Genomic DNA, 11567 nt, shown 5'->3' with positions numbered 1-11567 from the left:
CCTCATTTGCAGGCTCAAGAACTGGCGACGCATCGCCACGCGCTACGACCGCCTCGCCCGAAACTTCCTCGCCGCACTCGCCCTCGTCACTGCCGTCACCGAATGGAGCAAATGAGTCCCCAACCTAGGCAGGGCTGAGGGAGGCCGCCGGCCCGTCCGGCAGCAGGTCGGGGAGGAGGTAGCCGCCCAGGCGCTCGTCCCAGACCAGGCGCTGCCACGCGACCTCATGCGCCTCGGTGCCCAGGCCCAGGAAGCCGCCGGCCTCGATGACCGCCGCGGTGACGAGGCCGGAGCGGTCGTTGATGAGGAGGTCGCTCACCGTGCCGATGGCGGCCTCGTCGGCGCCGAAGACGGTGGCGCCCAGCACCTGGGTCGCGCGGGTGAACATGCGGCGGCAATGCCGGGCGCTGGCGCCGGTTGCGCGGCGGTGGCACATCGGGCGCCGAGGGCATGGAGGGACGCATGAGGATCGGCATCGCGGGCATCGGCGGGCGCATGGGCGTGCTGCTGGCGGAGGAGGTGGCGAAGGCCGGCGCCACCCTGGCCGGGGGCACGAAGCGCGGCGACGACCCGCGCGCGCTGTTCGCCGCGTCCGAGGTGGTGATCGACTTCACCCATGCCTCCACCGCCGCCGCCCATGCCGCGCTGGCGGCCGAGGCTGGCGTGGGGCTGGTGCTCGGCTCCTCCGGCCTCGACGCGGCGCAGGAGGCCGCGGTGGCCGAGGCGGCGCGGCGCGTGCCCGTCGTCTATGCCGCCAACTTCGCCACCGGGGTGAACCTGGTGCTGGCCATCGCCGAGAAGCTGGCCGCCGCCCTGCCCCCGGACGCCTACGACGCCGAGATCGTGGAGATGCACCACCGGCAGAAGGTGGATGCGCCCTCGGGCACCGCGATCGCGCTGGGGCGCGCCGTGGCGGCCGGCCGCGGCACCACGCTGGAGCAGGCGGGCATCGAATCCGGCCGCGACGGCCACACCGGCGCGCGGCGCACCGGCGCCATCGGCTTCGCCGCGCTGCGCGGCGGGCAGGTGGTGGGCGAGCACACGCTGCTGTTCGCCGCCGCCTCCGAGCACATCGCGCTGACCCACCGTTCCTTCGACCGCCGCGCCTACGCCACCGGGGCGGTGCGCGCCGCGCTGTGGCTGCAGGGGCGCGAGGCCGGGCTGTTCGGCATGCGGGAGGTGCTGGGCCTGTGAGGATCATCCCCCCCGAACCCCGCCACCGCGCCGACTGGGACCGCCTGTTCGCCGGCTACGCCGCCTTCTACAAGGTGGAGCAGACCCAGGCGATGCGCGACACCGTGTGGGCCTGGTTGATGGACCCCGCGCATGAGCTGAAGGCCCTGGTGGCCGAGGATGCGGCGGGCCGCGCCATCGGCCTGGCGCACTACACGCCGATGGTGCGCCCCTCGCGCGCCACCTATGGCGGCTTCCTCAACGACCTGTTCGTGGACCCGGCACAGCGCGGCGGGGGCGTGGCGGATGCGCTGCTGGCCGCGCTGTCCGAACTGGGGCGGCAGAAGGGCTGGAACGTCATCCGCTGGATCACCGCGGACGACAACTACCGCGCCCGCGGCGTCTATGACCGGGTGGCGACGCGCACCATGTGGGTGACCTACGACATCGCCCTCTGAGGCGGGCGTTCCAGCTCCATCCGGATCTCGGTGGCGGGCGTTCCCCATTGGGTAGCGGTCAGCCGCTCCACCTCGCGGAAGCCGGCAGCGGCGTAGAGGCGCGCGGCCTCCGGCAGCCCTTCCAGCGTCCACAGGTAGATCAGGCGCTGGCCGGTGTGGCAGGCGTGCAGGATGGCCTCGTGCAGCCAGCGCCGGGCGATGCCCTGGCCGCGCAGCGACGCGTCGAGGATGACCCAGCGCAGGTGGCACACGCCCTGCCCTTCCTCCTCCAGCGCCAGCGAGCCCAGGGCCTCGCCCTCCCGCGACACGGCGCGGAAGAAGCCGTCGCCGCCCTGGAGGAAGGCGCCGAGTTCCCGCGCCACCTTGGCCTCGAAGGCCGGGCCGAAGCCGTGGGAGGCCGCGTAGTGCCGGGCATGCAGCGCGGCGATGCCGCCGATGGCGCCGGGGAACCAGCGGTCGTGGAAGGTCAGTTCCATCGCAGCGGCAGGGCCTCGGCAAGGGTGTGGTCGGCGATGGCGACGGGCGGGCCGCTGGCGGCGAGCCGCGGCTCGGCCAGCTGGGTGTCCAGCACCACCCAATGGTCGGCCAGGGCAGCATAGGCGGGGAAGTTCGCCACGGCACGCGCGAAGCGGCGGCGGGCGTCGGCCTCCGCCACGTCATGCCCGCCGGCGGCGACGCGGGCGCGGATGCGCGCCAAGGCGGCCTCGACCGTCGGCAGCAGGCAGAAGACCAGCCGCACCCCCATGCCGGCGGCGCGCGCGGCGGCGATCGAGCGGCGGTGGGTGTGGCCGGCCAGCGTCGTCTCCACCGCCACGGCGCGGCGGGCGGCGATGGCGGCGTGCAGGCGCGCGAGCGCGATGCGGCCGGCGGCGCCCGCGGTTTCGGCGTCGGGCGTCGGCTCCAGTGGCGACAAGCCGCGGCCGATTTCGTCCAGGTTCACGAAGGCGGTGCCGCCGGTCAGGCTGCGCAGATAGCGCCGCGCATAGGTGGTCTTGCCCACGCCGTTCGGCCCGGCAATGAGCCAGAGCGCGGGGGGCTTCACCGCTCGGCGCCCAGCTCCTGGCGGAAGGCGTCCAGCAGCTTCAGCGTGCCGTCGCGCTGCACCAGGTGCCAGAAGGTCCAGCCGTTGCAGGACGGCGCCTCCTGCACCGCCGCACCCACGGCGTGGATGGAGCCGCGCGCCTTGCCGCAGATGACCGAGCCATCCGGCAGCACCGTGGCGGTCCAGCGGCGGTGCCGGTCGGCCAGCGCCTCGCCGGGCGCGACCAGGCCGCGCTCCACCAGGGTGCCGAAGGGGATGCGCGGCTGCTCCCGCCTGGAGGGCGTGGGCGCGGTCATCTCGTCGCTCAGCGCCTCCACGGCGGCGATGCGCGCCAGGGCGGCGGCGGCGTAGGTGGGGTCGCGCTCGATGCCCAGGAAGCGCCGGCCGAGGCGCTTGGCGACGGCGGCGGTGGTGCCGCTGCCCAGGAAGGGGTCGAGCACCACGTCGCCCGGCTTGGTGCAGGAGAGGATGACACGGTGCAGCAGCGCCTCGGGCTTCTGGGTCGGGTGGACCTTGTTGCCGGCCTCGTCGCGCAGGCGCTCGTTGCCGGTGCACAGCGGGATGTGCCAGTCCGAGCGCATCTGCACGTCGTCGTTCAGCTGCTTCATGGCGGCGTAGTTGAAGCGGTACTTCGACGCCTCGCCATGCGCGGCCCAGATCAGCGTCTCATGAGCGTTGGTGAAGCGCCGGCCGCGGAAGTTCGGCATCGGGTTGGCCTTGCGCCAGATGACGTCGTTCAGGATCCAGAAGCCGAGGTCCTGCAAGGCCGTGCCGAGGCGGAACACGTTGTGGTAGGAGCCGATGACCCACAGCGTGCCGTCCTTGCGCAGCACGCGGCGGCATTCCCCCAGCCATTCGCGGGTGAAGGCGTCATAGGTGGCGAAGTCGGCGAAGCGGTCCCATTCGTCGTCCACCGCGTCCACCTTGGAGTGGTCGGGCCGGTGCAGCTCCCCGCGCAGTTGCAGGTTGTAGGGCGGGTCGGCGAACACGGCGTGCACGGAGGCCGGCGGCAGGGCGCGCAGCGTCTCGATGCAGTCGCCCACCAGCACCTTGTCCAGCGGCAAGTCCAGCCCTGCGCCCAAAACCCCTACCCCATCCCCGAGTCGCGGCCCGACAATGACGATGCCGCCGTTGCCGCGTCAACCGGGCCGAAGCCGCGGCGGTGATGCGGCGTGGCGCCCAGCGCGAGGAGCGCGGCGCGGTGCGCGGCGGTGGGATAGCCCTGGTGGCGGGCGAAGCCGTAGCCGGGGTGGCGGGCGCCAAGCCGCGCCATGGCGTGGTCGCGCACGGTCTTGGCGAGGATGGAGGCGGCGGCGATGGACAGGCTGCGCGCGTCGCCCTTCACCACGCAGCGCACGGCGCATGGCAGGGCGGGCGGCTGGTTGCCGTCCACCAGCGCCAGGTCGGGCAGCACGCCCAGTCGCAGCACGGCGCGGCGCATCGCCAGCTGGGTGGCGCGCAGGATGTTCAGCGCGCCGATTTCCTTCGCGCTGGCGGCGGCCACCGCCCAGCGCAGGCCGGAGGCTTCGCGCAACGCGGCGGCGGCGGCGTCGCGGCGGGCGGCGCCCAGCGCCTTGCTGTCATCCAGCAGCGCGGCCAGTGCCGGCGCGGGGGGTGCCAGAAAGACCACGGCCGCCGCCACCACCGGCCCGGCCAGCGGGCCGCGCCCGGCCTCGTCCACGCCGGCGACCAGCCCGCCGGCCTCGGCCTCCAGGGAGAAGTCGGGCATCGCTGCGGGTTACAGCAGGGCGGGCTGGCGATCCATGGCGCGGGCGTTGAAATGCTGCGTGGTCAGCGGCGCGTGGTCCTCGCGCGGGGGCAGGCCCAGCTTGCGGCAGGCCAGCAGGAAGCGCTGGCGCAGCAAGCCGGCCCAGGCGCCGCTGCCGGTCTGGCGCTGGCCGAAGCGCGCGTCGTAGAGCGCGCCGCTGCGGGTTTCGCGCACCAGCGCCAGCACGCGCGCCGCGCGGTCGGGGTCGTGCCGGTGCAGCCATTCGGTCACGAGGTCGCGCAGTTCATGCGGCAGGCGCAGCAGCACGTAGCCGGCGGAACCGGCGCCGTGGCGCTGGGCGGCGTCCAGGATGCGCTCAAGCTCGGCGTCGTTCAGGCCGGGGATCATCGGCGCGGCCAGCACCGCCACCGGCACGCCGGCCCCGCGCAGCGCCGCCATGGCGTGCAGCCGCCGCGTGGGCGTGGCGGCGCGCGGCTCCATGGCGCGGGCCAGCCGGGCATCCAGCGTCGTCACCGACATGTACACCCGCACCAGGTTGCGCGCCGCCATGCGGGACAGGATGTCGAGGTCCGCCAGCACGCCGGCGCCCTTGGTGACGATGCTGACCGGGTGGCCGAAGCGCTCCAGCACCTCCAGCAGCGCCCGCGTCAGCCGCAGCTTGCGCTCGATCGGCTGGTAGGGGTCGGTGTTGGCGCCCAGCGTCACTGTGCGCGGCACGTAGCCGGGCCTGGCCAGTTCCTTCTCCAGGATGGCCGGCATGTCGGGCTTGAACAGCAGCTTGGCCTCGAAATCCAGGCCGGGCGAGAAGCCGAGATAGGCGTGGGAGGGCCGGGCGAAGCAGTAGACGCAGCCATGCTCGCAGCCGCGATACGGGTTCAGCGAGCGGTCGAAGCCCAAATCGGGGCTGTCATTAAAGGTCAGCGCCTTGCGCGACGCCTCGCGGATCAGCTCGGTGCGCAGCGGCGGCAGGTCTTCCAGCCAGGTGCCCCAGCCATCGTCGAAGGCCTCCGCCGAGGCGGCCTCGAAGCGGTTGGCGGGGTTGGACAGGGCGCCGCGGCCTCGTTCCGCGCGCGGGGGCAGGCTTCCATCCGGCATGGCAGGTTCACCGAAAGTTCCATGCCACGATGAGGCTAGATGTTCCCGCCGTCAAGAACAAAACGTGAAAATCAGGGCAGGACCTTGCCGGGGTTCATCATCCCCGCCGGGTCCAGCGTGCGCTTGATCGCTTGCATCAGCGCCAGCGCCACCGGGTCCTTCAGCGCCGCCATCGCCCCGCGCTTGGACACGCCGATGCCGTGCTCCGCGCTGAAGGAGCCGCCGAGTTCCACCGCGATCTCGCCGATGCGCTCCTCGAAGCCGGCGCCGCGCGCGGCCCATTCGGCGTGGGTGGTGCCGGGCGGGGCTTGCAGCGACAGGTGGATGTTGCCGTCGCCCATGTGGCCCAGCGCCACCATCCGCCCCTCCGGCCACTTCGCCTTGATCAGCGCCGCGGCGGCGTCGAGGAAGGCGGGGATGGCGCTGACCGGCACGGCGGTGTCGGTCGGCAGGCCCGGCGCCTCCATGCGCGAGCAGGTGGGGAAGGTCTCGCGGATGTCCCACAGGTTGCGGCGCTGCGCCTCGCTCTCGCAGATCACCACGTCCTCGGCCTCGCCGGCTTCCAGCGCGGCCATCAGCGCGGCTTCCAGCGCGGCGCGCACCGGCAGGGCGGCGTGGGCGGCGCCGGCCTCCACCAGGCAGTACCAGGGCGCGGCGAGCTCCATCGGCTGGCGGATGTTCTGGCCGTGCCTGAGCGTGATCTCGATGCATTCGCGGCCGATCAGCTCGAAGGCCACCAGCTCGGTGCCGCTCGCCTGGCAGCGGGCCAGCAGGCGCAGCGCCTCGTGCGGGGAGCGCACGGCGACCAGCGCCGTCTCGCGCACCACCAGCGGCGGGAACAGCTTGAGCGAGGCGGCGGTGATGACGCCCAGCGTGCCCTCGGCGCCCATGAACAGGTGGCGCAGCGCGTAGCCGCTGTTGTCCTTGCGCACGCGGCGCAGGTCATCGAGCACGCGGCCATCCGGGAGCACGACCTCCAGCCCCAGCACCAAGTCGCGCGCATTGCCGTAGCGCAGGGTGCGGATGCCGCCGGCATTGGTGGACAGCGCGCCGCCGATCATGGCGGAGCCCTGCGCGCCGAAATGCAGCGGGAAGAAGCGCCCGGCCTCCGCCGCCGCATCCTGCACCGCCTCCACCGTGCAGCCGGCCTCGGCCACCAGGGAATTGTCCAGCGCATCCACCGCGCGCAGCCGGTTCATCCGCTCCAGCGACAGCACGACGGAGGGCGGGCCATCGGCCGCCGGCACCACCGCGCCGCAGAGCGAGGTGCGCCCGCCCGCCGGCACCACCGCCAGGCCGAGCTCGGCGCAGCGGCGCAGGGCGGTGGACACCTCGGCGGTGTCGGCGGGGCGCAGCACGGCCACCGGCGTGCCGCGATACACGCCACGCCAGTCCACGGCATAGGGGGCGATGTCGGCCTCCGCGCGCAGGCAGGCGGCGGGGCCGAGGGCGTCGGTCAAGGCATCGAGCGGTGGCATGGCGCGCATGGCACGTCTGGACGCGCCCGGCGTCAAGCCGCAGCATCGCCACCGGCGTCCGATCCGCGGAGGGCGAAAGCCCGCAGCGGTGAATCGGCCGCCCAACATCACGCGTCCGATCCGCGCGGGGCGAAGGCCCGCAGCGCTGAATCGGCCGCTCAGGAGGGGACGGGCGCCATGGCGGAGTGGGACGTGATCGTGGTCGGCAGCGGCTCGGCGGGCTCGGCCGTCGCCGGGCGGCTCAGCGAGGATTCCGCCCGCAAGGTGCTGGTGCTGGAGGCCGGCGCCCGCGACCGCAACCCGTGGCTGCACGTGCCCATCGGCTACGCGAAGACCATGTACCACCCCACTCTTTCCTGGAACTACGGCACCGAGCCGGAGGCGGCGCTGGGCGGCCGCTCCGTGCCCTGGCCGCGCGGGCGGGTGCTGGGCGGCAGCAGCGCCATCAACGGCCTGATCTACATCCGCGGCCAGCGCGAGGACTACGACACCTGGCGCCAGATGGGCTGCACCGGCTGGGGCTTCGAGGATTGCCTGCCCTTCTTCCGCAAGGCCGAGCGCAACGAGCGCGGCCCCGACCCCCTGCATGGCGGCGACGGCCCGCTGGCGGTGAGCGACCTGCGCGACCGCAACCCGCTCTCCGTCGCCTTCCTGGAGGCGGCGCAGGAGCTCGGCCTGCCGATGAACCCGGACTTCAACGGCCCGGTGCAGGAGGGCGCGGGCTGGTACCAGGTGACGGTGCGCAACGGCGTGCGCTGCTCCGCCGCCACCGCCTACCTCAAGCCGGCGCTGAAGCGCCCGAACCTGCGGCTGGAAACCGATGCCCACGCCACGCGCATCCTGTTCGAAGGCAGCCGCGCGGTGGGCGTGGAATACCGCCGCGGCGGCGCCGCGCAGGTGGCGCGCGCGCGCGAGATCGTGCTGGCCGGCGGCGCCATCAACTCGCCGCAGCTGCTGATGCTCAGCGGCATCGGCCCGGCAGCGCAGCTGGCCGAGCACGGCATCGCCGTGCAGCGCGACGTGCCGGCGGTGGGCCAGCACCTGCAGGACCATTTCCAGGCGCGGCTGATGTTCCGCGCCTCGCAGCGCGTGAGCGTGAACGAGGTGGTGAACTCGCTCTGGGGCATGGCGCGGATGGGGGCGCAGTACGCGCTGACGCGCGGCGGGCCGCTTTCCTTCGCCGCCGGCACCTCCGGCCTGTTCGCCCGCGTGCTGCCGCAGAGCGCCACGCCGGACGTGCAGTTCCACTTCATCCCCTGGAGCGCGGACAGCGTGAAGGAGGGGCTGCACCGCTTCCCCGGTTTCACCATGAGCATCTGCCAGCTGCGCCCGGAAAGCCGCGGCGCCATCACCCTCGCCAGCGCGGACCCGATGGCCAAGGCGCGCATCCACGCCAACTACCTGGCCACCGAGACCGACCGGCGCTGCATGGTGGAAGGGCTCAAGCTCGGCCAGCGGCTGGCGCGGACCAGGGCCATGCAGCCCTTCATCGCCGCGCCGCACGGTCTGGCCAGCCTGGAGACGCCGGATGGCGAGCTGCTGGACTACATCCGCGCCACCGGCGGCACGATCTACCACCCCACCTCCACCTGCCGCATGGGCGCCGACGAGGCGAGCGTGGTGGACCTGCAATTGCGCGTGCGCGGGGTGGAGGGGCTGCGGGTGGCGGATTGCTCGGTGATGCCCACGGTGGTCTCGGGCAACACCAATGCGGGCGCCATCATGATCGGCGAGCGCTGCGCCGCCTTCCTGCGCGCGGCGTAACCTCCCAGCGCGCCCGGGCGAACACGGCATGACATGCCCGACGCCGCCATGGCCCTGCCGCTGCCCATGCCCCGCGCTGCCCCGGTGAGGGACGCGCGCGACCAGCGCCTGGGCGCGCTGATGGAAGCCGCCCAGGCCGGCGATGCCGCCGCCTACCAGGCGCTGCTGCGCGAGTGCCTGCCCATCCTGCGCGCCCTGTGCCGCACCCGCCTGCGCGAACCGGCGGAGGTGGAGGATGCGGTGGGCGACGCGCTGCTGACGCTGCACCGCATCCGCCACACCTACGACCCCGCGCGCCCCTTCGGCCCCTGGCTGGCCGCCATCGCGCTGCGCCGCGCCGCCGACCGCGGCCGCCGCCTGGGCCGCGCCGGCCGGCGCGAAGCCCCGCTGGACGCCGCCGCCGAAGCCCCCGACGCCGCACCCGACGCCGCCGCGGCGCTGGAGGCCGGGCGCGCGGGCGCGGCGCTGCGCGCGGCGGTGGCCGCCCTGCCCCCGGCCCAGCGCGCCGCCATCGGCCTGACCAAGCTGGAGGAGCTGTCGCTGGCCGAGGCCAGCCGCCGCTCGGGCATGACGCCGGGCGCGCTGAAGGTCGCCACCCACCGCGCCATGGCGGCCTTGCGCCGCCGCCTGGGTCTGGGAGGACCGGCATGACCCCTGAGGAACTCGCCGCGGCCCTGGCGCGTGACCTGCGCCCGGTGCGCCGCCCCGCGCGCCCCGCCGCCGCGCTGCTGGGCTGGCTGGGCGCCGCCGGGCTGGCGGTGGCCGTCGCCGCCTGGGCGCATGGCAGCGCCTGGCCGCCCGGCCTGTCGCCCGAGGCCGCGCTGGCGGCCTTGACTGCCGTGCTGGCGGCGCTGGCGGCGCTGCATGCCGCCGTGCCGGGGCAGGATGCGCGCTGGGCCTGGCTGCCGCTGCCTGCCGCCCTGGCCTGGCTGGCCAGCATGGCCGCCGCCGGCGTGGCGGAAGGCGCGCCGCCCGGCCTTTCCTGGTCCTGCATCGGCTTCATCGCGGCGCTGGGGCTGCCGGCGGCGGCGGCGCTGCTCTGGCTGGCGCGGCGCGCGGGCGGCTGGCGGCCCGGCGCGGTGGCGGCGCTGGGCGGGCTGGCCGGGGCGGCGCTGGCGGCCGCCGGCCTCGCCTGCGTGCACGGGCCGATGGCGGCGGCGACCGTGCTGCTGTCCCATGGCGGGGCGGTGGCGGGGGTGGCGCTGCTGGCGGCGCTGCTGGGCCCGGCGCTGCTGCGGCGGCCGGCGTAACCTGCGGCCCCGCGCCGGCGAAGACGGTGCGGAACCCCTTGGAAGGACACCCGCCATGCTTCGCCGCACCGCCCTCCTCGCCCTGCTCGCCGCGCCGCTGGCCCGGCCCGCCGCCGCCCAGGCCGCGCGCCAGCCCTTTTCCGCCGCCGCCTTCGCCGCGGCGCAGGAGGCCGGGCGGCCCATCCTGGTGGAAGTCACCGCGCCGTGGTGCCCCACCTGCCGCGTCCAGCGCCCGCACGTGGACGCCGCCCTGGCCGACCCGCGCCTGGCCGAGGCCATCCTGTTCACCGTGGATTTCGACAGCCAGAAGGACGCGCTGCGCCAGCTTGGCGTGCGCCAGCAATCCACGCTGATCGCCTATCGGGGCCGGGAGGAGCGCGGCCGCGCCACCGGCGTGACGCAGGGCGCGGCGATCCGCGAGCTGCTGCTGCGGGCGGCCTGAGCCGCCATGGCCGCCGCCTTGCTCGCGGGGCTGGCCGGGGTGCTGGCCAGCCTGTCTCCCTGCGTGCTGCCGCTGCTGCCCGCCATCCTGGCGGCGGCGGGGGCCGAGCACCGCTTGGCGCCCTTTGCCCTCGCCGCCGGCCTCGCCGCCTCCTTCGCCGCGGCCGGGGTGCTGCTGGGGCTGGTGGGCGGCGCGCTGGGGCTGGAGGCGGAGGCGCTGCGCCTGGGTGCGGCGGCGCTGATGCTGGCGGCGGGCGCGCTGATGCTGGCCTCCGGCGCCGCCGCCCGCGTGTCGGTGGCGGCGGAGCGGGTGATGGCGCCGGTGGCCGCCTTGGCGGCGCGCATGTCCGGCCGCGGGCTGGGCGGGCAATTCGCGCTGGGGGCGGTGCTGGGCCTGGCCTGGGCGCCCTGCACCGGGCCGGCGCTGGGCGCGGCGCTGGGGCTCTCGGCCACCGCCGCCACCGCGCCGCAGGCGGCGCTGACCATGCTGGCCTTCGGACTGGGCGCCGCCACGCCCCTGCTGCTGCTGGGCACGGTGGCGCGCGGCGCCGTGCCGGCCTTGCGCCGCCGCCTGGGCGCGGCCGGCGGCGCCATGCGCCCGGTGATGGGCGGCGTGCTGGCCGGCTTCGGCCTGCTGGTGCTGTCCGGCTGGGACAAGACGCTGGAGGTGGCGCTGACCGCCGCCCTGCCCGATGCCTGGGCCGCGGCGGTGACGCGGTTCTGAGGCCTCAGCCGCCCGGGCGCGGCAACCGCCGCAGCCGCATGACCTCGGCACCACGCGCGTCCAGCAGGGCCATGGCCTCGCCGGTGCCGCCAGACAGGGCGCGCACCTCGGCCAGGGCCTGCACGAAGGCGGTTTCCTGCGCGTCCAGCGGCGGCGGGCAGGCCATGCGGGTCATCGCGCCGGGGCGGAAGGCCAGCGCGGTGCCCGTGCCCTCCCATTGCCCGGCGATGCGGTTGCAGCCGCCGCTGGCGGCGTAGCGGCCGGGCACGAAGTTGATCTCCGCCGGGCGGGGCACGGCGGGCAGCGCCTGGCCGCGCAGGGCTTCCACGCGCCAATGCCCCTCGGGCGGCGGCGGATGGGCAGGCGCGGCGGCGCAGGCGGCGAGGAGCAGCAGCGCGGGAAGGCTTCTCATG

The 11567-nt window shown here is 75.2% G+C and carries 15 protein-coding genes; 7 read left to right on the top strand and 8 right to left on the bottom strand.

Going from position 1 to position 11567, the window contains the following annotated elements; all coding sequences use genetic code 11:
• Nucleotides 1-124: 124 nt before the first annotated feature.
• Nucleotides 125-388, bottom strand: a complete 264-nt coding sequence (locus ACI6QG_RS18465) for a PRC-barrel domain-containing protein (protein WP_407026062.1) — start codon at nt 386-388, stop codon at nt 125-127.
• 62 nt (nt 389-450) lie between these two features.
• Here ACI6QG_RS18465 and dapB point away from each other — a divergent pair, with 62 nt between their 5' ends.
• Complete coding sequence (gene dapB / locus ACI6QG_RS18460) at nt 451-1194, top strand: 4-hydroxy-tetrahydrodipicolinate reductase (RefSeq protein ID WP_407026061.1); 744 nt, start codon at nt 451-453, stop codon at nt 1192-1194.
• The gene (locus tag ACI6QG_RS18455; protein WP_407026060.1) at nt 1191-1631 is read left to right on the top strand and encodes a GNAT family N-acetyltransferase; all 441 of its coding nucleotides are present in this window, start codon (nt 1191-1193) and stop codon (nt 1629-1631) included. Before dapB ends, ACI6QG_RS18455 begins: the two co-directional genes overlap by 4 nt.
• Here the strand turns inward: ACI6QG_RS18455 and ACI6QG_RS18450 are convergent.
• The 6 genes from ACI6QG_RS18450 to ACI6QG_RS18425 all read right to left on the bottom strand — a co-directional run bounded on the left by ACI6QG_RS18450 (nt 1613) and on the right by ACI6QG_RS18425 (nt 6957).
• Nucleotides 1613-2107: a GNAT family N-acetyltransferase gene (locus ACI6QG_RS18450; protein ID WP_407026059.1), complete on the bottom strand. Its 495-nt coding sequence runs from the start codon at nt 2105-2107 to the stop codon at nt 1613-1615. The two genes, ACI6QG_RS18455 and ACI6QG_RS18450, sit on opposite strands and share 19 nt — an antisense overlap.
• A complete protein-coding gene (locus ACI6QG_RS18445) occupies nt 2098-2673 on the bottom strand; it encodes an AAA family ATPase (RefSeq protein WP_407026058.1) in 576 nt (191 codons plus the stop codon). Before ACI6QG_RS18445 ends, ACI6QG_RS18450 begins: the two co-directional genes overlap by 10 nt.
• Nucleotides 2670-3755 (bottom strand): site-specific DNA-methyltransferase, encoded by a 1086-nt coding sequence (locus ACI6QG_RS18440; protein ID WP_407026057.1) that lies wholly within the window; start codon nt 3753-3755, stop codon nt 2670-2672. Before ACI6QG_RS18440 ends, ACI6QG_RS18445 begins: the two co-directional genes overlap by 4 nt.
• Before the next feature lie 5 nt (nt 3756-3760).
• Nucleotides 3761-4402, bottom strand: coding sequence for a ribonuclease HII (gene rnhB, locus ACI6QG_RS18435; protein ID WP_407026056.1), 642 nt, complete (start codon nt 4400-4402; stop codon nt 3761-3763).
• A gap of 9 nt (nt 4403-4411) precedes the next feature.
• Nucleotides 4412-5497 (bottom strand): PA0069 family radical SAM protein, encoded by a 1086-nt coding sequence (locus ACI6QG_RS18430; RefSeq protein WP_407026055.1) that lies wholly within the window; start codon nt 5495-5497, stop codon nt 4412-4414.
• Nucleotides 5498-5568: 71 nt separating this feature from the next.
• Nucleotides 5569-6957 carry an FAD-binding oxidoreductase gene (locus ACI6QG_RS18425; RefSeq protein WP_407026054.1) on the bottom strand — a complete coding sequence of 463 codons (1389 nt, stop codon included), beginning with the start codon at nt 6955-6957 and terminating at the stop codon, nt 5569-5571.
• Nucleotides 6958-7152: 195 nt separating this feature from the next.
• Between ACI6QG_RS18425 and ACI6QG_RS18420 the strand changes: the two genes are divergently transcribed.
• The 5 genes from ACI6QG_RS18420 to ACI6QG_RS18400 are packed head-to-tail and all read left to right on the top strand — an operon-like array spanning nt 7153 to nt 11154.
• Nucleotides 7153-8739, top strand: a complete 1587-nt coding sequence (locus ACI6QG_RS18420; RefSeq protein WP_407026053.1) for a GMC family oxidoreductase — start codon at nt 7153-7155, stop codon at nt 8737-8739.
• A 33-nt stretch (nt 8740-8772) separates the two neighbouring features.
• Nucleotides 8773-9390 carry a sigma-70 family RNA polymerase sigma factor gene (locus ACI6QG_RS18415; RefSeq protein WP_407026052.1) on the top strand — a complete coding sequence of 206 codons (618 nt, stop codon included), beginning with the start codon at nt 8773-8775 and terminating at the stop codon, nt 9388-9390.
• Nucleotides 9387-9989 (top strand): NrsF family protein, encoded by a 603-nt coding sequence (locus tag ACI6QG_RS18410; RefSeq protein WP_407026051.1) that lies wholly within the window; start codon nt 9387-9389, stop codon nt 9987-9989. Before ACI6QG_RS18415 ends, ACI6QG_RS18410 begins: the two co-directional genes overlap by 4 nt.
• Nucleotides 9990-10044: 55 nt before the next feature.
• Nucleotides 10045-10431, top strand: a complete 387-nt coding sequence (locus ACI6QG_RS18405; protein WP_407026050.1) for a thioredoxin family protein — start codon at nt 10045-10047, stop codon at nt 10429-10431.
• A gap of 6 nt (nt 10432-10437) precedes the next feature.
• The gene (locus ACI6QG_RS18400) at nt 10438-11154 is read left to right on the top strand and encodes a cytochrome c biogenesis protein CcdA (RefSeq protein ID WP_407026049.1); all 717 of its coding nucleotides are present in this window, start codon (nt 10438-10440) and stop codon (nt 11152-11154) included.
• A gap of 4 nt (nt 11155-11158) precedes the next feature.
• On the opposite strand, the gene ACI6QG_RS18395 is transcribed toward ACI6QG_RS18400, so the two are convergent.
• Nucleotides 11159-11566, bottom strand: a complete 408-nt coding sequence (locus ACI6QG_RS18395; RefSeq protein WP_407026048.1) for an META domain-containing protein — start codon at nt 11564-11566, stop codon at nt 11159-11161.
• Nucleotide 11567 lies beyond the last annotated feature (1 nt).

Origin of the sequence: Sabulicella flocculans (assembly GCF_045449635.1) — a bacterium.
Taxonomy (GTDB): Bacteria; Pseudomonadota; Alphaproteobacteria; order Acetobacterales; family Acetobacteraceae; genus Roseococcus.
This window is presented reverse-complemented; position numbering and strand designations above follow the sequence as displayed.